The sequence below is a fragment of the Siminovitchia fortis genome, assembly GCF_007681465.1.
GTDB lineage: Bacteria > Bacillota > Bacilli > Bacillales > Bacillaceae_C > Siminovitchia > Siminovitchia fortis.
In genome coordinates, this window is record NZ_VEKZ01000004.1 from 1 (window position 1) to 19,044 (window position 19,044).

22 protein-coding genes are annotated in these 19,044 nt (G+C 45.5%); 16 read left to right on the forward strand and 6 right to left on the reverse strand.

Going from position 1 to position 19,044, the window contains the following annotated elements:
• Positions 1 to 57 precede the first annotated feature (57 nt).
• Entirely contained in the window at positions 58 to 249 is a 192-nt protein-coding gene (locus FS666_RS20150; protein ID WP_244943825.1) for a DUF4871 domain-containing protein, read from the reverse strand.
• A 684-nt stretch (positions 250 to 933) separates the two neighbouring features.
• On the opposite strand from FS666_RS20150, the gene FS666_RS02300 reads away from it, so the two are divergent.
• The 7 genes from FS666_RS02300 (at position 934) to rbsB (ending at position 7,480) form a co-directional block, all read left to right on the forward strand.
• The gene (locus FS666_RS02300; protein WP_144460463.1) at positions 934 to 1,350 is read left to right on the forward strand and encodes a hypothetical protein; all 417 of its coding nucleotides are present in this window, start codon (positions 934 to 936) and stop codon (positions 1,348 to 1,350) included.
• Between the two features lie 437 nt (positions 1,351 to 1,787).
• The gene (locus tag FS666_RS02305) at positions 1,788 to 2,771 is read left to right on the forward strand and encodes a LacI family DNA-binding transcriptional regulator (RefSeq protein WP_144460461.1); all 984 of its coding nucleotides are present in this window, start codon (positions 1,788 to 1,790) and stop codon (positions 2,769 to 2,771) included.
• Positions 2,772 to 2,784: 13 nt separating this feature from the next.
• Entirely contained in the window at positions 2,785 to 3,681 is an 897-nt protein-coding gene (gene rbsK, locus FS666_RS02310; protein ID WP_144460459.1) for a ribokinase, read from the forward strand.
• A 4-nt stretch (positions 3,682 to 3,685) separates the two neighbouring features.
• Positions 3,686 to 4,081: a D-ribose pyranase gene (gene rbsD, locus FS666_RS02315; RefSeq protein ID WP_144460458.1), complete on the forward strand. Its 396-nt coding sequence runs from the start codon at positions 3,686 to 3,688 to the stop codon at positions 4,079 to 4,081.
• 1 nt (position 4,082) lies between these two features.
• Positions 4,083 to 5,585, forward strand: coding sequence for a sugar ABC transporter ATP-binding protein (locus FS666_RS02320; RefSeq protein WP_144460456.1), 1,503 nt, complete (start codon positions 4,083 to 4,085; stop codon positions 5,583 to 5,585).
• Positions 5,582 to 6,520: an ABC transporter permease subunit gene (locus FS666_RS02325; protein ID WP_120069074.1), complete on the forward strand. Its 939-nt coding sequence runs from the start codon at positions 5,582 to 5,584 to the stop codon at positions 6,518 to 6,520. Before FS666_RS02320 ends, FS666_RS02325 begins: the two co-directional genes overlap by 4 nt.
• Positions 6,521 to 6,541: 21 nt before the next feature.
• On the forward strand, positions 6,542 to 7,480 hold the full coding sequence (rbsB, locus tag FS666_RS02330) for a ribose ABC transporter substrate-binding protein RbsB (protein ID WP_244943820.1): 939 nt from the start codon (positions 6,542 to 6,544) through the stop codon (positions 7,478 to 7,480).
• A 162-nt stretch (positions 7,481 to 7,642) separates the two neighbouring features.
• Here rbsB and FS666_RS02335 read toward each other — a convergent pair whose 3' ends face one another.
• Positions 7,643 to 7,777 (reverse strand): DUF3941 domain-containing protein, encoded by a 135-nt coding sequence (locus FS666_RS02335; protein ID WP_120069071.1) that lies wholly within the window; start codon positions 7,775 to 7,777, stop codon positions 7,643 to 7,645.
• 64 nt (positions 7,778 to 7,841) lie between these two features.
• A complete protein-coding gene (locus FS666_RS02340; protein ID WP_144460454.1) occupies positions 7,842 to 8,702 on the reverse strand; it encodes a DegV family protein in 861 nt (286 codons plus the stop codon).
• 112 nt (positions 8,703 to 8,814) lie between these two features.
• Between FS666_RS02340 and FS666_RS02345 the strand changes: the two genes are divergently transcribed.
• The gene (locus FS666_RS02345) at positions 8,815 to 9,669 is read left to right on the forward strand and encodes a YitT family protein (RefSeq protein ID WP_144460452.1); all 855 of its coding nucleotides are present in this window, start codon (positions 8,815 to 8,817) and stop codon (positions 9,667 to 9,669) included.
• Positions 9,670 to 9,731: 62 nt separating this feature from the next.
• Here FS666_RS02345 and FS666_RS02350 read toward each other — a convergent pair whose 3' ends face one another.
• Together FS666_RS02350 and FS666_RS02355 are read right to left on the reverse strand one after the other, a co-directional pair.
• The gene (locus tag FS666_RS02350) at positions 9,732 to 9,920 is read right to left on the reverse strand and encodes a DUF3813 domain-containing protein (RefSeq protein ID WP_144460450.1); all 189 of its coding nucleotides are present in this window, start codon (positions 9,918 to 9,920) and stop codon (positions 9,732 to 9,734) included.
• Position 9,921: 1 nt separating this feature from the next.
• Positions 9,922 to 10,074 carry a competence protein gene (locus FS666_RS02355; protein WP_120069060.1) on the reverse strand — a complete coding sequence of 51 codons (153 nt, stop codon included), beginning with the start codon at positions 10,072 to 10,074 and terminating at the stop codon, positions 9,922 to 9,924.
• Positions 10,075 to 10,267: 193 nt separating this feature from the next.
• Here FS666_RS02355 and yjfP point away from each other — a divergent pair, with 193 nt between their 5' ends.
• The 3 genes from yjfP (at position 10,268) to clpB (ending at position 14,161) form a co-directional block, all read left to right on the forward strand.
• Positions 10,268 to 11,035: an esterase gene (gene yjfP / locus FS666_RS02360; protein WP_144460448.1), complete on the forward strand. Its 768-nt coding sequence runs from the start codon at positions 10,268 to 10,270 to the stop codon at positions 11,033 to 11,035.
• 76 nt (positions 11,036 to 11,111) lie between these two features.
• Positions 11,112 to 11,420: a metal-sulfur cluster assembly factor gene (locus tag FS666_RS02365; RefSeq protein WP_120069054.1), complete on the forward strand. Its 309-nt coding sequence runs from the start codon at positions 11,112 to 11,114 to the stop codon at positions 11,418 to 11,420.
• A gap of 146 nt (positions 11,421 to 11,566) precedes the next feature.
• The gene (gene clpB, locus FS666_RS02370; protein WP_144460446.1) at positions 11,567 to 14,161 is read left to right on the forward strand and encodes an ATP-dependent chaperone ClpB; all 2,595 of its coding nucleotides are present in this window, start codon (positions 11,567 to 11,569) and stop codon (positions 14,159 to 14,161) included.
• A gap of 25 nt (positions 14,162 to 14,186) precedes the next feature.
• Here the strand turns inward: clpB and FS666_RS02375 are convergent, their stop codons facing one another.
• Positions 14,187 to 14,369, reverse strand: coding sequence for a YjzD family protein (locus FS666_RS02375; RefSeq protein WP_144460444.1), 183 nt, complete (start codon positions 14,367 to 14,369; stop codon positions 14,187 to 14,189).
• 464 nt (positions 14,370 to 14,833) lie between these two features.
• Between FS666_RS02375 and FS666_RS02380 the strand changes: the two genes are divergently transcribed.
• From FS666_RS02380 to FS666_RS02400, 5 genes are all read left to right on the forward strand, one after another.
• Positions 14,834 to 15,382: a Rossmann-fold NAD(P)-binding domain-containing protein gene (locus tag FS666_RS02380; RefSeq protein WP_144460442.1), complete on the forward strand. Its 549-nt coding sequence runs from the start codon at positions 14,834 to 14,836 to the stop codon at positions 15,380 to 15,382.
• A gap of 105 nt (positions 15,383 to 15,487) precedes the next feature.
• Positions 15,488 to 16,420, forward strand: coding sequence for a beta-ketoacyl-ACP synthase III (locus FS666_RS02385; RefSeq protein WP_144460440.1), 933 nt, complete (start codon positions 15,488 to 15,490; stop codon positions 16,418 to 16,420).
• Positions 16,421 to 16,536: 116 nt separating this feature from the next.
• A complete protein-coding gene (gene fabF / locus FS666_RS02390) occupies positions 16,537 to 17,784 on the forward strand; it encodes a beta-ketoacyl-ACP synthase II (RefSeq protein ID WP_144460475.1) in 1,248 nt (415 codons plus the stop codon).
• Between the two features lie 88 nt (positions 17,785 to 17,872).
• Positions 17,873 to 18,676 carry a DUF2268 domain-containing putative Zn-dependent protease gene (locus FS666_RS02395; RefSeq protein WP_144460438.1) on the forward strand — a complete coding sequence of 268 codons (804 nt, stop codon included), beginning with the start codon at positions 17,873 to 17,875 and terminating at the stop codon, positions 18,674 to 18,676.
• Between the two features lie 95 nt (positions 18,677 to 18,771).
• Positions 18,772 to 18,981 (forward strand): YuzI family membrane protein, encoded by a 210-nt coding sequence (locus FS666_RS02400; protein WP_144460436.1) that lies wholly within the window; start codon positions 18,772 to 18,774, stop codon positions 18,979 to 18,981.
• Positions 18,982 to 19,044: the final 63 nt, after the last annotated feature.

Here is a 19,044-nt window from a genome sequence, read left to right on the forward strand (position 1 = left end):
GTATTATACTTGATTTCACTAGCTTTCGGATGGTTTTTAGATAAATTTAGTCACGGATTAAGGTATATATTTATCACCTAGATAAACAAGCAAAGCCCATATCCCTGATTCATCCAACTGCATATTTGAAGGTAAATGAGCATCAGCTCCATTATTTGGGCCTCCTAGGAAGGATGTTGTCCAAACCTTTTCTCCATTTACAACTAATGCCGGCGATACTTTATTTTTCCCTTTTTTAACAGCGACTATTGATAATTCACCTTATGGGAGTGACTTTCCCCAAAAATGCCACATATATTTGCCTGTTTTTTTCTTTTCAAACGGGAAATCAATAAACCCAACTTTATTCTTTAAACCCTCATCTCGTAATTTCCGGATTGAAAAGTGGGACTCTCTTCCCACTCAATAGATTTAATAATTTCTTCATTTATCGCAAAGGGCAAAGTCTTTGTCTCATCATTAGTATTTGTTATAATATCCGTTTTTGAATTATCAGCATTGTCTTCTGAACCATACTTTTTTGAATTATCACAACCTATTAAACAAGACATAATCATAAAAATTAAAATATATCTAATTGAACTCACTCCCAACACTGAGTTTGTTAAACGAATTTTTTGAAAGGGGCTGTCCAGAAAGTCAGTGAAAATTGATTTTCTGTGACAGCCCTGTTTTTGATTTATATCGAAAGATGCCTACAAAAAAATCGTCCCTTCTAGTAAAATGAAAATGACCAAACCAACATTTCAGAAAGGACGATTTTTTATGAGTAATCCGAAGATCACTAACAATGAGTATAACACACAAATGAGCCTTCCTCTAGAGGTAAAAGGCATTCAATGAAATGCGGTTTGCGGCTTATAACCGATATGAGGCTTTTAGGCTGGGAAGGGCAAAAAGCATGGCCATTAGTTAAAGAAAGGAGATAACTACATGTGTTATTTCATTACTATTGGATTAGACAGGGAGATACCGAATGAAATAAAAAACGAATTTGAAATAAAGGACATTTTCATTGAAAGAATATTTGATAACAAACCTGCTGATATTTTTAGTTGTAAATATAAATATGTTTATACGATTACTACTGGAATGTGTTCTTGTGACTTTTTTAAAAAAACGAGTAATGAAAGAAAATTCACGGAATCCATGTCTCTTTTAAAATCATTTTTTCGCATTTTGAAGGAGAAAGGGTATAGTATTGCCTTTTATTTTCATATGCACGCAGGGACTTATGGGGAAGAAGATTTGCCAATCTTATCAAAAACTAAAATGAAAGCACATGATTTTATTTCTAATCTCCAAAATCTCGAAGAAGATGTTATTTATCTTACAAATAAGTATATGTAATTTTTTAATTGCAATATACAACGATTAAGCCCAAATCAACCGCAATTTTGGTAGAAGTATCAAATACTGGATGCCCTAGGACATATCGGATAACTTAATTTGAATAGCGGGATCTTGTACGGGCGCGGTAAATTTGTTTATCCTACCGCTTGCTTGAGAAATCATGCCCAGGGTGGCTCCGTGTCAATCCTACAAGATCAAAATTTTTCCTATAAAAAAAGATTGACAGAGAAATGTGGAAGTGGTTACACTGTGTGTAAAGGGTTACACCATATATTTTTTAACCAGTGTGTAAAGGGTTACACACTGGGGTACATTATTAAATTTTAACTAATTTAGACTTGTATTTGTAAAATATCCGGTTCCTATTTCACTATTATGTAACGGGTTACATATAAGAGGTTCATAGATTCATATTGTAGAACGGGGGTGAGCAGGTGGCAACAATCAGAGATGTGGCGATGGCGGCGGAAGTTTCGGTCGCGACGGTTTCGCGGGTGATCAACAATTCCGGCTATGTCAGCGAGGATACAAGAAAGAAAGTGGAAAGCGCGATTGAAAGTCTGAATTATAAGCCGAATGCCGTCGCACGGAGCCTTTTTAAGAAGCAGTCGAAAACGATTGCCCTGATCCTTCCGGATATCAAAAACCCGTTTTTTCCCGAGGTGGCAAGAGGGGTGGAGGATTTGCTGAACACTAGGGAGTACACACTGCTTTTGTGCAATTCGGATGAAGACATCGAGAAAGAGATCAACTATATGGAGATGGTCGAGCAAAAATATGTCGATGGCGTCATCATCGTGACGAGCACGCTGACGCCAAAGCATATCAAAAATAGGGCCGTTCCGGTTGTGGCGCTCGACAGGCCGATCGGCGAGAATGTTCCTTCCGTTTCGGTGAACAACTATGATGGTTCGAGGCAGGCGGTCAGGCACCTGAAGTCGGCCGGTTGCAAGAGGATTGCGCATATCCGCGGCCCGATGAATGTTATAAACTCCGATGAACGGTACAAGGGTTATTTGGAAGAAGTGGGCAATGAGCCGTGGTTCGATCATAAATACGTAGCTGCAGGGGAATTTGATGTCAAGAAAACAGCAGAGGTAACAATGCGGTTATTGACGGAGAATCCGGAGATCGACGGAATATTTGCCGGAAACGACTACATGGCCATGGGTGTCATGAAAGCCGCAAGGCAGCTCGGGATCCGGGTTCCGGAGGAGCTGTCTGTGATCGGTTTTGACGGAATTGAGATGGGCCAGCTGACAAGCCCGGAAATCACGACCATGGCACAGCCCATTTACAATCTGGGAAGAACGGCTGCCGAACTTCTCCTTCGGATTATTGAAGGAAAATATGTGGCAAAAAAACATTATGTATTTGAGGTCGAGCTGCTTGCCGGCCAGACCACATTACGAAATTGACGAGGTGCTAAAAATGAAGAGGAAAATAACCGTCATCGGCAGCGTCAATATGGATCTGGTAACGTTGGCGGACCGGACCCCAAAAGCGGGTGAGACGATTCTCGGCAAAGCATTCCATACGATTCCCGGAGGAAAAGGAGCGAACCAGGCGGTTGCGGCCGCTCGCCTCGGCGCCGAGGCCACGTTTATCGGCTGTGTCGGAGACGATGATTTTGGCCGACTGCTTACACAGCGTTTGCGGGATGAAGGTATCAATATCGACTATGTAAAACCGGTTACACATGTATCAACAGGAATCGCCGCCATCACGATTTCAGAAGGCGACAACCGGATTATCGTGGTACCGGGTGCAAATTCACATGTAACCGCAGAATACGTTCAGAAGCATGAAGAAGTCATTGCGGCGAGCGACGCGATAGTGCTCCAGCTTGAAATTCCTGTTGACGGGGTAAAAAAAGCGATGGAACTTGCACGCAAGCATCGGGTAAAAATCATTTTAAATCCCGCTCCATTCCAGGTGCTTTCGAAGGAAATGCTGCTTCTCGCCGACTACTTGACGCCAAATGAGCATGAACAGGCGGAACTCCTTGCCACGGGAAACTGGACGGAAGCCGAGCGGGAAGAAATTTTGCAAAAGTGCATTGTGACAAGAGGAGCCGCTGGAGCTTCCATTTACCAAAACGGCGAAAAGCTAATCCCGGGCTATCCTGTTGAGGCTGTCGATACGACCGGTGCCGGGGATACGTTTAACGGAGCGCTCGCCTTTTCGCTGAGCGGCAAGGCGGACCTTGAAGAAGCGTGCCGGTTTGCGAACGCGGCTGGGGCCCTCTCAGTCACCAAGCTCGGTGCGCAGGGCGGCATGCCGTCGAGCGAAGAAGTCGCCGAATTTTTACAACGGCAGGAAGGGTGAGAAGATGAAAAAACATGGCATACTAAACAGCCATATTTCCGAAGTGCTGTCGAGATTGGGCCATACGGATACGATCGTGATCGCGGATTGTGGACTCCCCATCCCCGATCACTGCATCCGGATTGACGTTTCCCTGAAAATCGGTACGCCCGGCTTTATCGAAACGCTTGAAGTTCTGCTTGATGACATGCAGGTTGAAAAAGCGACGCTGGCCGAAGAGATCAAGACGCACAACCGGCCCGCCGAAGAAGAGGCAGCAGCGCTTTTAAAAGGGATTCCGGTCGACTACCTGTCCCATGAGGAATTCAAAAAAGAAATGGCAAAAGCAAAGGCCGTGATTCGAACGGGTGAGGCTACGCCTTATGCAAACATTATTTTGCACGCCGGGGTGATTTTCTGATATGAGCGCAAGACCAATCGTTCAAATGAAAGGGATTAGCAAGGCGTTTTCAAACGTTAAGGTGCTCGAGAATGTCGACTTTGAGATTTTGCCGGGTGAAATTCACGCCTTGATGGGTGAAAACGGAGCGGGTAAATCGACGCTGATGAAAATCCTGACTGGGGTCTACGAACGGGACACTGGCACGGTGAGCATTAAAGGCAAGGAAGTCGATTTCAAAAACCCGAAAGAAGCCGAAGACACCGGAATCGCGTTCATTCACCAGGAACTGAACATCATCCCGAATTTGACCGTGGCCGAAAATATGTTTCTCGGAAAAGAGCTGACGGTCGGCCGGTTCGGAGTGACGAAAGATAAAGAAATGAAACGAAAAACCCGTGAGTATCTGAACCGTCTTGGCATTGACATCGATCCTTCCGCAGAAGCGGGGCAGCTGTCGGTCGGTCAGCAGCAGATGATTGAAATTGCCCGTGCGGTAGCCGCCAACACGGAGGTGTTGATCATGGACGAGCCGACGGCCGCGCTCACGGACCGTGAAATTGAAGCATTATTTGCCGTGATTGACTCGCTGAAAAAACAGGGAGTCGGCATCGTCTATATATCCCACCGCATGGAGGAGATCTTCCGGATCTGCGACCGAATTTCGGTCCTCAGGGACGGCCGGTTTATCGGCGTAGAAAGAATTGCCGAAACATCCTACGACGATATAGTTCGAATGATGGTCGGCCGCCAGCTTGGCGATCGTTTCCCCAATCGCGAAGTCTCGGTCGGCGCTGAGAAACTTCGGGTTGAAAACCTGGCGAGTAAAGGAAGTTTTAGCCGCATCAGCTTTTCTGTCAAGAAAGGGGAAATACTTGGCGTCGCCGGATTGATGGGGGCGGGGCGCACAGAAATCATGGAAGCCGTTTTTGGCTATCGGAAAGTCACTGACGGGAAACTTTTTATTGATGGAAAAGAAACGATAATCCATAGTCCGACAGATGCGATTCGGGCAGGAATCGGTTTTATCACGGAAGACCGGAAATCGAAAGGTCTTGTTCTCGGCATGTCGGTCCAGGAAAACTTCACGCTCGCCAACCTGAAACGAATTTCGAAGCGGGGCGTAATTTCTGAAAAGGAAGAAGCACGCTTTGCCGAAGAGATGATTGGCAAGCTGCATGTCAAAACATCCGGGAGGGACCAGGCTGTCAAATCGCTGAGCGGCGGGAACCAGCAGAAGATCGTCATCGGAAAGTGGCTTGGAATCCGCCCGGAAATTTTGATTTTGGATGAACCGACACGAGGCGTCGATGTCGGTGCCAAAAAGGAAATCTACCATCTGATGGATGAGCTGACCAAGGAAGGTGTCTCGATCATCATGGTTTCTTCTGAGCTCGAGGAAGTGCTGGGAATGAGTGACCGAGTCATGGTCATTCATGAAGGAAAATTGGCTGCCATCCTTGATAGGAGCGAGGCGGACCAAGAAAAAATTATGCAGGCAGCAACAGGGGGAAATAAAAAATGAAATCCTCGTTTTCAAAACAATTACAGAAGCTTGGCGCATTACTTGGTCTCGTACTTTTGATCATTATACTGGCAATTGTCAGCCCAAGCTTTTTTACCTTAAATAATATTTTCAACGTCCTAAGGCAGGTGTCGATAAACGCCCTGATCGCTTTTGGGATGACTTTCGTCATTTTGACAGGGGGGATCGACCTGTCGGTGGGCTCCATATTGGCTCTCGCTTCCGCGTTGACCGCGGGGCTCTTGGCGGGTGGCATGGATCCGCTGCTTGCCATATTAATCGGGCTTTTGGCCGGGGCGGCGATGGGAGCATTGAACGGCCTGATCATCACAAAAGGAAAAGTCGCTCCGTTCATTGCCACGCTGGCAACGATGACGATTTTCCGAGGGCTGACACTCGTCTACACCGATGGCCGGCCGATCACCGGGCTGTCCAACAGCACGCTGTTCGAGCTGTTGGGCAAAGGGTATCTCGGCTGGATCCCCGTGCCAGTCATCTGGATGCTGGCTGTGTACTTTATCCTGTATTTTATTTTGAAAAAGACGGTTTTTGGCCGTCGGGTTTATGCGATCGGCGGAAACGAGGAAGCCGCGATTCTCTCGGGGATTCGCGCCGACCGCGTCAAGCTGTGGGTGTACACGATTACTGGTACGCTGTCTGCCCTTGGCGGAATCATCCTTGCATCGAGGCTGAATTCGGCACAGCCGACCGCGGGTGTCACCTATGAACTTGATGCGATTGCAGCGGTTGTGCTTGGTGGAACGAGCCTGTCCGGCGGACGCGGCTGGATTTTTGGAACATTGATAGGAGCCCTCATCATTGGGGTTTTAAATAATGGGTTGAACTTAATGAATGTCAGCTCCTTCTATCAACAAGTTGTGAAAGGGGGAGTTATTTTACTCGCTGTGCTGCTTGACCGCAAAAAATCTGCTTAAAAATCTAAAGGAGGAATTATCGTGAAAAAAGCATTCAAAGGTTTATTGATTCTGTCGATCATCATGATCATTGCTGCCGGCTGTTCGACAAAAGCACCTGGTTCAGACAAAGCGTCGGATGGCGATACCAATGGCAAAAAAGACGATAAGGTCAAAATTGGACTGTCGATTTCAACATTGAACAACCCGTTCTTCGTTTCCTTGAAAGACGGCGCGCAAAAAGCAGCTGATGCCGAGGAGGCAGAGCTTGTGGTTGTTGATGCGCAAAATGACTCCGCAAAACAGGTTTCCGATGTGGAAGACTTGATCCAGCGTGGCATTGACGTGCTGTTAATCAATCCGGCGGACTCTTCCGCTGTTTCCGCTGCGATTGAATCCGCCAACAAGGAAAACATTCCTGTCATCACCGTTGACCGAAGTGCCGAAGGCGGCGAAGTCGTTGCTCACATCGCTTCCGACAACGTGGCAGGAGGACAAATGGCCGGCGAGCTCATTTTGGAACAATTGGGCAACAAAGGGAAAGTCGTTGAGCTTGAAGGGATCCCGGGTTCTTCCGCCGCACGTGAGCGCGGCGAAGGCTTCCACAAAGCGGTTGACGAAGTTTCCGATATTGAAGTTGTCGCCAAGCAAGCAGCTGATTTCGACCGTTCCAAAGGGCTTTCTGTCATGGAAAACATCCTGCAGGCCAACAAAGATATCCAGGCCATTTTTGCCCATAATGACGAAATGGCTTTGGGAGCGATTGAAGCTTTGGAAGCTGCCGGAATCAAGGATGTCATCGTTGTCGGTTTTGACGCTACCGACGATGCCGTGAAAGCAGTCGAAGACAAGAAAATGGCGGCAACCGTTGCGCAAAAGCCTGAAGAAATCGGGCAAAAAAGCGTGGAAACCGCATTAAAAGTAAAAGCTGGAGACAAAGTGGATGAATTCATCCCGGTTGATCTTGAGTTGGTAAAATAAGGGAATTATAAAGCCGCCGGTGCTTGTTTACCGGCGGCTTTTTCATGCTTACCGATACTCCCACGGGGGTGCTCCGGTCCAAATTAAATCGAAATCCCCGCCCGAAAACAGGCGGGGATTACGGCCTTTAACCCGAACAGCCGGGATGAATCCGCATGATAATTAAAGATGATCCGTTTTCTTGGAGTATTGATGTTTACCGGCTTTGCGTTCTTCTTCGCGCTGAATGTTTTTTACTTCCCTGCGTGCTTGATTATCCCTTGCCTTTTTGTCATTGTCTGATGTATTGTATCGCATAAGAGAGTCTCCCTTTCCTTATGTTTGCGGTTAGTATGTCCTGACAGGGATTCCCTACTCGTTGTCAATCGGCCTGTTTTTTTAGATAGAAGACAGCGAGCGTTCCCGGGCCCGCATGAGACGCGACGATGGCACCGATCAGACGTATGTAAAAATTCTTTGTTCCGAAACGTTCTTCGATCATTTTTTTCATTAGCAAGGCAGTTTCTTCATCATCGCCATGGCTGATGCCGATCATTTGATTCTCAAGATCGTCACCGCGTTCCTCCATGAGGTCAAGCATTCTTTTTAAAAGTTTCTTTTTACCGCGGATTTTTTCAAGTGGGACCAATTTTCCTTCTTCAACATGCAGAAGGGGCTTGATATTTAAAAGTCCCCCGAAAAATGCAGATGACCTCGATAAGCGTCCGCCTGCTGCAAGAAATTCAAGATCCTCGATTGTAAATAGATGTTCCATGCGGTTACAATTGGATTGTGCGAATTTGATGATGTCTTCCTTTGGTTCGTTATTGTTTATTTTTTCCGCAACAGCCATGACGGTCAAACCATATCCCAAAGAAACGGCTTTTGAATCGATAATCGTCAAATCCAAATCGGGAAATTCTTCTTTTACCTGTTCTTTCACCATGACAGCCGTTTGATATGTACCCGAAAGGCCGGAAGACATGGATATGTATAATCCGCTTTCGCCTGTTTTCGCAAGGTCCGTAAAAAGTTCATGAAGCTGCTGAGGGGAGGCCTGGGACGTTTTGGGCATTTTTCCTGCCCTGATTTCTTCATATACTTGTTCAGGCGTGATGTTCTGTAAATCTTTGTACTCCCGGTCATCAATATGCACCTGAAGAGTGATCAACACAACGTTATTCTCTTCATAGAAAGACAGCGGCAGGTCGCATGCACTGTCGGCAAAAAGTTTCAATGTCATAAAAATACACCTTCCGTGAAAAAATAATTTGACAATCTTTGTCCTTTTATATAAGTGTATCTGCTTTTATAAGAAACCTCAACGTAAAAAAACGCTGAATTAGGGTGAAAAAATGAGAAAACAATCATTATGGGAAGTTATTAAAAAACTAATTGTCATCATAGCAGGGGCAATCCTCGTTGCCGTTGCGATGAATTATTTCCTTATACCGGCAAATGTTTATGCCAGCGGCTTTGCGGGTGCTGCACAGCTCTTATCAAAAGTCATCAGTCAATTTACACCGCTAAACGTATCAACGGGACTTTTATTATTGCTGTTCAACATTCCTGTGGCTGTGCTTGGGTGGTACAAAGTCGGAAAAACCTTTACGTTCTATAGTTTTATATCGGTTGCTGTCACTTCTTTTTTCCTTGAAATTATTCCTGTTAAGGCCCAGACGGCAGATATCATGCTTTACGCAGTGTTTGGCGGCGTCATCACAGCCATTGGAATCGGGATCACATTGAAAGTGGGGGCATCCACGGGAGGGTTGGACATCATATCGATGGTCCTATCCCGAATGAGTGATAAATCTGTCGGGACGTATTTCTTTATATTGAATGCCGTCATCATACTGACAGCGGGCGCTTTATATGGGTGGGATAAAGCATTATACACATTGCTGTCGGTCTACGCGTCCACAAGGGTGATCGATGCCATTCATACGCGCCATCAGAAACTTACGGCCATGATTGTCACGAAAAAAGCCGCCGAGCTTAAAGAAGCGATTTATAAGAGATTGGTCAGGGGCATTACGATGGTGCCGGCCAAAGGGGCGTTTTCCAACCAGGAAAAAGACATGATGATCATCGTCATAACCCGGTATGAATTGTATGAGCTTGAACATGTCATCAAAGAGGTCGATCCTGAAGCATTCACAAATATTGTGGAGACAGCGGCGGTTTTCGGCTTCTTCCGGAAAGATTAAGGGGTCAGGCCCCCGGTGCGTTAAAGCACTAAGGAGGGTCTGACCCCCGATGCGTTAAAGTGCTAAAGCGAATCTGACCTCTTGTCAAGCTGTTCCTGCAGCTCCCTTAACTGGCTCTGCTGGGCGAAGGTTGAGTTGGCATATGCTGAAGAAAGGGCATTCTTGGCAATCTCAACGGTTTCAGGTGACGTGTTATTTAAAGCCTGCTTAACAAAGTGCCTGGCCTCCTGAAAAAGTTTGTCTTTTCCCACCTTAAATACCTCCAAGCGATGATTCTTTCATGAACTCAATTTTTTCCTTTTCTGCCTCATCCAATGTGGAGCGATATGGAAAACGTTGTGCATGTTGTTCAACAGAGTTTTTTCCCTGATTCGTAAAGCGTCTGGATTTACTGTTTTTAGCCATGACAACACACCGCCTTTTTGAAATGGTAGGAAGGAACGCATCACGCGTTCATATCTTATTTTGGACGAAAAGCGGACAAAAACTTCGGGGAATTAATGACAGCCAATCCTCATCTTTGGCAAGAGGAAATAAGGAGTGTTAAAATATAACATTAATTGGCATTCCAACACGTCAAGCCTAAGGAGAGAGTCGATTGATTGAAATCCATCACGAATCCATAAGTAATATACCGGTTTTACATGTCGTAAAAGAAGGCCGAAAAAATGCAAAGCTGCCGATCGTCTTTTTTCTGCATGGTTTTACTTCAGCTAAAGAACATAATCTTCATTTCGGCTACCTGCTTGCGGAAAAAGGGTTCAGGGTCATTCTTCCGGATGCAAAATTACATGGGGAACGAAGTGACGGCAGGCATCCGGAAAAACTGATCTTCGAATTTTGGAACATTGTTCTCCAATCAATCCGCGAACTGAACGATATGAAGGAAGAATTATCCCAAAAGGATTTGATCAACAGCCGGATTGGAGTTGTCGGCACCTCTATGGGCGGCATCACGATGTTCGGCGGACTGGCCCGATACGATTGGATTAAAGCGGGCGTTTCCTTGATGGGAAGCCCGAGTTACGAAAAATTGGCCAGGGCGCAGATTGAGTCATTGGAAAAAGCAGAAATGACCATTCCTTTTTCTAACAAAGAACTTGATGGTATATATGCTGAATTACGGAAATATGATTTAAGCCTTCAGCCTGAGGGACTTGCAGGAAGGCCGCTCCTGATTTGGCATGGGAAAAAGGATAAGGTGGTACCGTTTCAGCCAACATCCGATTTTTACCAAAAAATTAAAGCTGATTATGAAAAGAGGCCGGAACGTCTATACTTCCTTGCCGACAACAATGCCGAGCATAAGGTGACCCGTGAGGCTTTTTTAAAAACAGTTGACTGGTTCAGCGAATTTTTATTGTAAAGAAAACATTTCTGTTTGAATTTATAATGGATTTGGTATGATAAGGATAGAAACCATTTGAAAGGAGCGGGGAACAGTGGACGAAGCATTGAAAGAGAATATTTACGGCGCCCTTGAACAGGTGATCGACCCCGAATTGGGCATCGATATCGTGAATCTTGGACTCGTTTATGATGTTGACTTGGATGAAAGCGGCACGGCAAAAATAACGATGACCCTCACATCAATGGGGTGCCCGCTTGCGCCTGTTATTGTAGACCAGGTGACAGCGGCATTGGCGGATATACCGGAAGTCAAACAGACGGAAGTGGATATTGTCTGGACTCCTCCTTGGACAAAAGATAAAATGTCGCGTTATGCGAAAATTGCGCTTGGCGTTACTTGATTAAAAGAACATATCTTCCGTTTTGCCATTCTGCTGAATGGGAATTGTATAGGCGAAGCTCCTTTTTGGCAGCTTCGCTTTTATTTTGAAGATAAACAGGTTTGAAGATAAACAGGCTCTTTTGGTTTTGAAAAAGGAGGAGGAATATGGATCTGAGCAAGATGACGATGACCATGCAGGAGGCTTTCGCGCAAAGCCAGCAAATTGCCAGAAGGCTGAATCACCCGGAACTGGATATACCGCATCTGTGGAAAGCTCTTATAGACAGGAATGACAGCCTGCTTTCAACGCTTTATGAGCGCCTTGGGGTGACGAAAGGGCAAATCCAGCTTGAACTCGATAAAATATTGGACCAGAAGCCGCAGGTGACTGGCCAGGGTGTGCAGGGCGGCCAGTACTTGAGCAGTCCTTTATCGACGCTCATCAGCAAGGCTGAGGAAGAAATGAGTGGGTTTGAGGATCAGTACCTGTCCGTGGAGCATTTTGCACTTGCTTTAATGGATATGCCGGATAACGGCATATCACGGTTTTTATCCCGCTACGGGATAACGAGAAAAAGCATTTTGGAAGAAGTAAAAGAAATCAGGGGGGGACAGCGGGTGGAGTCACAAAACCCGGAAGCGACCTATGAAGTTTTAAAAAAATACGGACGGGATCTCGTGGCGGAAGTGAAGTCCGGCAAACTGGACCCGGTCATCGGGCGGGATCAGGAAATAAGAAATGTCATCAGGATTCTGTCACGCAAAACGAAAAACAACCCTGTTCTGATCGGCGAGCCGGGTGTCGGGAAAACCGCCATTGTAGAAGGGCTTGCCCAACGAATCGTAAGAAAAGACGTGCCGGAGGGGTTAAAGGACAAGACGATATATGCGCTGGATATGGGATCCCTGATCGCCGGAGCCAAATTCAGGGGAGAGTTCGAAGAACGTCTCAAAGCGGTATTGCAGGAAGTAAAAAAGAGCGAAGGCAAGATTCTGCTGTTCATTGATGAAATCCATACAATAGTAGGCGCCGGAAAAGCGGAAGGTTCCATGGATGCAGGAAACATGCTGAAGCCAATGCTCGCAAGAGGAGAACTCCACTGCATCGGAGCAACGACTCTGGATGAATACCGGCTGTATATAGAAAAGGATGCTGCATTGGAAAGGCGTTTTCAAAAGGTGCTTGTTCCCGAACCGACAGTGGAAGATACGATTTCCATTTTGCGCGGATTGAAGGAAAGGTTTGAAATCCACCACGGGGTCAATATTCATGACAGAGCCCTTGTAGCGGCAGCAACTTTATCCGACCGCTATATTACGGATCGTTTTTTACCAGATAAAGCGATTGATGTCATTGATGAAGCCTGTGCCAATATACGGGTGGAAATCGATTCTATGCCGAGTGAGCTGGATGAGATTACGAGAAGAGTCATGCAGCTTGAAATCGAAGAAGCGGCCTTAAGGAAAGAGGAAGATGAAGCAAGCAAAGAACGGCTTGAGCTGCTGCAAAAAGACCTCGCTGACCTGAAAGAAAAGGCAAATGAAATGAAAGCGAAGTGGGAAAAAGAAAAAAGTGAAATTTCCAGCATCCAGGAAAAGCGGGAGCAATTGGAAAAGCTCCGCAGAGAGCTTGAAGAGGCGGAAAACGAGTATGATCTGAACCGTGCTGCTGAGCTTCGCCACGGCCGCATCCCGGCTTTGGAAAAAGAGCTGAAGCAAATGGAAGGCCAGGAGCGGAATGAGTCGCGTCTTGTAAAAGAGGAAGTGACAGAAGATGAAGTGGCTGAAATTATTTCCAGATGGACTGGCATTCCGATCACAAAGCTTGTTGAAGGCGAGCGGGAAAAACTGCTGAGGCTTGAAAGCATATTGCACGAACGGGTTATCGGGCAGGACGAAGCGGTGGAGCTTGTGAGCAATGCGGTGCTCAGGGCAAGGGCCGGAATCAAGGACCCGAACCGTCCGATCGGATCTTTCATATTCCTTGGACCCACCGGCGTAGGTAAAACCGAATTGGCCAAAGCATTGGCGCAAAACTTATTTGACAGTGAAGAGCAGATGATCCGCATCGACATGTCCGAATATATGGAAAAACATGCGGTATCGCGCTTGATTGGAGCCCCTCCCGGCTATGTGGGATATGAAGAAGGCGGACAGTTGACAGAGGCTGTCAGAAGGAAGCCGTATTCAGTTGTTCTGCTCGATGAAATTGAAAAAGCGCATCCGGAAGTGTTCAATATTTTACTGCAGGTCCTTGACGATGGCCGTATCACCGATTCGCAGGGAAGAAGGGTTGATTTCAAAAATACGGTCATTATCATGACTTCCAATATCGGGTCGGCATTTCTGCTGGAAAGGGAGCAAAATGAAGACCAAATAGATGAGGAGACGAAGGACCTTGTCCTTGGCCAGCTAAGAGCTTCGTTCCGTCCGGAATTTCTTAATAGAGTGGATGACATCATTCTGTTCAAACCGCTCAGCATGGATAACATCAAAGGAATTGTTTCAAAGCTTGTGAGGGAGCTTCAGGAGCGTTTGCGCGACCAGCATATCCAACTGGAGATGACAGACGCCGCAAAAGAATTTACAGCCCGCGAAGCTTATGACCCCGTGTATGGCGCACGGCCGTTAAAACGGTATTTGCAAAGCAAGATTGAGACAGGCCTTGCAAAGGAAATCATTTCGGGGAATGTTCATCCTTTCGATACAGTCATTGTCGATTTGCAGGATGATGAACTGAAAATAAGGATTAAAAAATAAAAATAACTCGCCGATCGCCGGCGAGTTATTGTTCTTCTGTTGGCTGTGCTGGTATCAGTGCAGAGACGATGAAAATCAAAATAACTGCGACGACGCCCAAAGTTGTTGCAGTTCCGAAATCATAGCTTGATCCAATCATGGAACCTGCTACATACATCAACATGTTTACAAGCAAAAGTGTCCAAAAAATTGTGACCAGATATCTCAATTGTGTTCCCCCCGTTTCAGAAACTTCTCTATGTAAGTCACATAATCAATATTATTATTCACCACGTTAGTATACCATAAACAAATGCGGCGTTCCAATAAATCCAATACAAAAAAGAGAAAAGAGGTCAGTCCCTTTCAACTTTGCATACGATAATTTTAGAATAAGAAAAGCGCAAGGCGCCCGTCTATCGGCGCAAAGCTAGACTACGCTTGCGAAGGCGTAGTTTGCCTTCATCAGCGATTGGCTTAATCCTTGCGCCGATGGCGCCTGAAGCTGGACATTACGTTAATTTTGTTTGAAAAGAAAATTCTGTAAAATTTTATACTTGCTTATCTTTGAACAAAGGCGCAAGCGCCGGACGCAGCATTAAGTGACAAATAAGATACTCACAACCTGATCATTTTATTATTTCCTTAACCACTTTTATTATTTCCTTAACCACAAAGAAAGGGGATGCCGAGATGAAAACAGCCGTATTATTTGGAGCCCGCCAGCCTTTCGGATTTGAATTATGTTCCCTGCTGCTTGAAAAAGGCTATGATGTATTCGCAATCGACCACCGTGATTGGATAACGGATGAGCAGGAGGAAAAATGGCTGCTTATCGGACGAAATGCCAATTTAAGATATATGGAGCTGGAAAATGTTGAAGATTCCATTCAACAAAAATTATCGGACGAAAAGTGCCTTTATATCATACCGACGCTAGATTATTTAAACCGCTGCCATCCAAGCGCAAGGAACGAGCTGATCTTTCAGCTTGAAAGGTTTTCGGAACGAAAAAAAACTGAAGCATCACTGCTGTTGATTCATCCGCCTGCCACGGAGAGGTCGCAGTCTTCATTTGCAGGCAAGCTGAATGGAATTTTTGAATCCTTAAAGAAATTTCATGATGTATGGGAATACTGTCCTTCAGATGATTATGCGTCCGGATTTCATGAAAATCTTTCTGCCGCTGCCAATGACGCGGTCAACTATTTAGAACAGCAAAAATTGCTGGAAAGCAATTGAAATAGTGATGACAGGTTAATGAACAAATGCTATAATTAGTACCAAGTCTTAATATAAGATAACAAAACCAATTTTCATAAGGAACGGAAAGAAGGGACATTTTATATGAATGCAGGAATAATTGGAGTCGGAAAGTACATACCCGAACGGGTGTTGACAAATAAAGAGCTGGAAACAATGATGGATACTTCCGATGAATGGATTCGGACACGGACCGGCATTGAAGAGAGAAGGATTGCATCGGATAATGTGAACACTTCTGATATGGCCTTTGAAGCTGCAAAAAAAGCCCTCGAAAACGCAGAAGTTGGTCCGGAAGAGATCGATATGATCTTGGTCGCAACAGTGACGCCTGACCAACCATTCCCTTCCGTTGCGTGCATGCTTCAGGCGAGACTTGGCTGTGTCAATGCTTCTGCAATGGATGTCAGCGCCGCATGTGCCGGATTCATGTATGGGGTGGCAACTGCAAAACAATTCATTGAGACAGGATCTTGCAAAAATATTTTGGTTGTCGGCGTCGAGAAGCTTTCCAAAATCACCGACTGGGATGACAGAAATACGGCTGTCCTCTTTGGCGATGGAGCAGGAGCTGTTGTCATGGGGCCTGTTTCCAAAGGACGCGGAGTCCTGGCATTTGATCTTGGTGCTGACGGGACAGGCGGACAGTATCTTTATCAGGAAAAATATATTATGATGAATGGCAGGGAAGTTTTCAAGTTTGCGGTAAGACAAATGGGAGAGTCATCTGTTAAAGTATTGGAGAAAGCAGGTCTTACAAAAAACGATGTGGATTTGCTGATTCCCCATCAGGCAAATATCAGGATCATGGAGGCGGCAAGACAAAGACTGGAATTGCCGGTAGAGAAAATGTCCAAAATGATTCATAAATATGGAAATACATCTTCCGCTTCCATACCGATGGTCATTGCTGATGAAGTGGAGGCCGGAAAAATAAAAGATGATGATCTGATCGTGTTGGTCGGCTTCGGCGGGGGTCTCACATGGGGAGCCATTGCCATTAGATGGGGCCGTTGAGGAAAAGCGGAAGCGCCCGTTTGCCGGGCGCCTGAGCTGGACAAACAGATGCTTAAATAATGAATACTTTATTTTTTGAAACAAGCAATATCTTCTTCAGAGGGGCAGAAAAGGAGATGAACAATTTGAAAAGAAGAGTTGTAGTTACAGGATTGGGAACTGTCTCTCCTGTAGGAAATGATGTTGAAACTTCATGGAATAACATTTTGGCAGGAAAATCGGGAATCGGTCCTCTTACAAGGCTGGATCCTGACAACTACTCAGCCAAAGTGGCGGCAGAAGTTAAGGATTTTGAAATTGAAAACATTATTGAAAGAAAAGATGCCCGCAAAATGGACCGCTTTACCCATTACGCTCTTGCATCTGCGATGATGGCTGTAAAAGACGCGAACTTGGACATCAATGAGAGCAATGCGGATCGGATCGGTGTATGGATCGGATCCGGCATCGGAGGAATGGAGACACTTGAAAATCAATTTCAAATTTTTCAAAAGAGGGGATACCGCCGGGTCAGCCCGTTCTTCGTTCCAATGATGATTCCTGACATGGCGACTGGACAAGTCTCTATTTATCTTGGAGCCAAAGGAGTCAACTCCTGTACAGTTACTGCATGTGCGACGGGTACAAACTCCATTGGCGATGCCTTTAAGGCCATTCAACGGGGAGATGCGGACGCCATGATTGCAGGAGGGACGGAAGCGCCTATTACGCAAATGTCCGTTGCAGGATTTTGTGCGAATACAGCTCTTTCCACGAATCCTGACCCTGATACGGCAAGCAGGCCCTTTGATTTAAACCGGGATGGATTTGTAATCGGGGAAGGCGCGGGCGTCATTGTACTTGAAGAACTTGAACATGCTACCAGCCGCGGGGCCAAAATATATGCTGAAATTGTCGGATATGGTTCTACCGGAGATGCTTATCATATCACGGCACCGGCGCCAGGCGGCGAAGGCGGTGTACGGGCAATGAAAATCGCTCTTGAAGACGGAGGGCTTGCTCCTGAGGACATCGATTATATTAATGCCCATGGCACAAGCACACCTTACAATGATAAATATGAAACAATTGCTGTTAAAGAAGTGTTCGGCGATCACGCATACAAACTTGCCATCAGTTCAACCAAATCAATGACGGGCCATCTTCTTGGGGCAGCCGGAGGGGTGGAGGCGATATTCTCTGTACTTGCCATAAAAGACGGAATCCTTCCGCCTACAATCAATTACGAAACGCCTGATCCTGAATGTGATCTCGATTATGTGACAAATGAAGCAAGGAAAAAAGAGATCAACGCGGTGATCAGCAACTCGCTCGGATTTGGCGGCCACAATGCCACGATTGCGTTTAAAAAATATTCTTCTTAAAAAAGGTACAGCTCCAACTTTGGGAGCTGTATTTTTTTAGGCACTTTTTTTCTCTTTCCTCAGTAGGATATGGAGGGAGGGATGCAAAATGGGAGTAATCCGGACAGATAATTGGATGGATGAACACTTCTTCAACCCGATGGAGCTGTGTAAGCTCGCTTCGCCGGATGTTGAAAACCATGCGCATTACTATCAATATTTGCGAAGATTTGGAATGTACCAGCCATCAAGGAGAACTCACGATATGTATACAAGGCTCAAAGAACAGAAGGCATGGGAGCATATGGAAAAGTTTTATGCAAAATATAAAAGACTGTGGAAAGCACCGGAGGTAGACATTTATATTTTTCCGATTGAGCCGGCGCGCCAATTCATGGTGGACCTTAAGGGGCGTTCAGGATTGACGTTTCCGAACAAGATCTTTTTGTTCCTTTCACCTGCAGATGATGTCAAAGTATGGGAATCATTGCTTGTACATGAGTACCATCACGCTGTACGGATGAACCGGTATAAAAAAGATCCGGAAGAATATTCTCTGCTTGATTCGCTTATTTTTGAAGGGCTTGCAGAACATGCTGTACTTAAATATTGCGGAAAAGAATATACAGCTGACTGGCTGGGCTTTTACAACCAAGACCAACTTCAGCATTTCTGGAACAGGGTGTATAAAGAACATTTAGAGCTGAAAAAAGAACATCCCTTGCATGATAATCTGCTTTTTGGAAGGAGAGGCATCCCCAATATGATGGGATATGCCCTCGGGGCGGACATCGTAAAAGAGTATGCAGGAAAGAAGCCGTTGACTGTACATGAGTCCTTTAAAGTTCCATCAGAGCGCATTGTTGAGAATAATAGGGCATACACCCGTGAAACAGAGCAGGCTTCCGGATGAACGGAGGCCGATTTCTTTTTCTGTAATGTATGGCTCTTTTTTGAATATAAATGGTGTTAGACAAGCTGTCAGAAACAATGTTCCGGGGGACTGCCATGCTGTTTAGAGGGACAATTTATTTGATAGGATTCGGTCTGTCTGTTGCTGGTGGAATCAATATCATCGCTTATATGAACCTCTTGCCGATGGGATACAGCTATTCATATTACTTTTTGTATATTGGCAGGCGTCCTGAATGTTATTTATTTATAGCCGGCCTTATCTTAATCTGGTTTTCCATTTACGGGACCAATTCCGAAGAATGACCGTATTGCCCGATGATGGATTCACAGGAATAAATTAACTGCAGCCTGCCCATACTGAAAAAC

Coding starts and splice junctions, on each gene's coding strand:
- FS666_RS02300 (WP_144460463.1), top strand. CDS start 934: ATGTGTTATTTCATTACTATTGGATTAGACAGGGAGATACCGAATGAA.
- FS666_RS02325 (WP_120069074.1), top strand. CDS start 5,582: ATGAAATCCTCGTTTTCAAAACAATTACAGAAGCTTGGCGCATTACTT.
- FS666_RS02335 (WP_120069071.1), bottom strand. CDS start 7,777: ATGCGATACAATACATCAGACAATGACAAAAAGGCAAGGGATAATCAA.
- FS666_RS02395 (WP_144460438.1), top strand. CDS start 17,873: ATGGGAGTAATCCGGACAGATAATTGGATGGATGAACACTTCTTCAAC.
- clpB (WP_144460446.1), top strand. CDS start 11,567: ATGGATCTGAGCAAGATGACGATGACCATGCAGGAGGCTTTCGCGCAA.
- FS666_RS02345 (WP_144460452.1), top strand. CDS start 8,815: ATGAGAAAACAATCATTATGGGAAGTTATTAAAAAACTAATTGTCATC.
- fabF (WP_144460475.1), top strand. CDS start 16,537: ATGAACAATTTGAAAAGAAGAGTTGTAGTTACAGGATTGGGAACTGTC.
- FS666_RS02320 (WP_144460456.1), top strand. CDS start 4,083: ATGAGCGCAAGACCAATCGTTCAAATGAAAGGGATTAGCAAGGCGTTT.
- FS666_RS02340 (WP_144460454.1), bottom strand. CDS start 8,702: ATGACATTGAAACTTTTTGCCGACAGTGCATGCGACCTGCCGCTGTCT.
- FS666_RS02355 (WP_120069060.1), bottom strand. CDS start 10,074: ATGGCTAAAAACAGTAAATCCAGACGCTTTACGAATCAGGGAAAAAAC.
- FS666_RS02380 (WP_144460442.1), top strand. CDS start 14,834: ATGAAAACAGCCGTATTATTTGGAGCCCGCCAGCCTTTCGGATTTGAA.
- rbsK (WP_144460459.1), top strand. CDS start 2,785: ATGAAGAGGAAAATAACCGTCATCGGCAGCGTCAATATGGATCTGGTA.
- FS666_RS02400 (WP_144460436.1), top strand. CDS start 18,772: ATGCTGTTTAGAGGGACAATTTATTTGATAGGATTCGGTCTGTCTGTT.
- rbsD (WP_144460458.1), top strand. CDS start 3,686: ATGAAAAAACATGGCATACTAAACAGCCATATTTCCGAAGTGCTGTCG.
- FS666_RS02385 (WP_144460440.1), top strand. CDS start 15,488: ATGAATGCAGGAATAATTGGAGTCGGAAAGTACATACCCGAACGGGTG.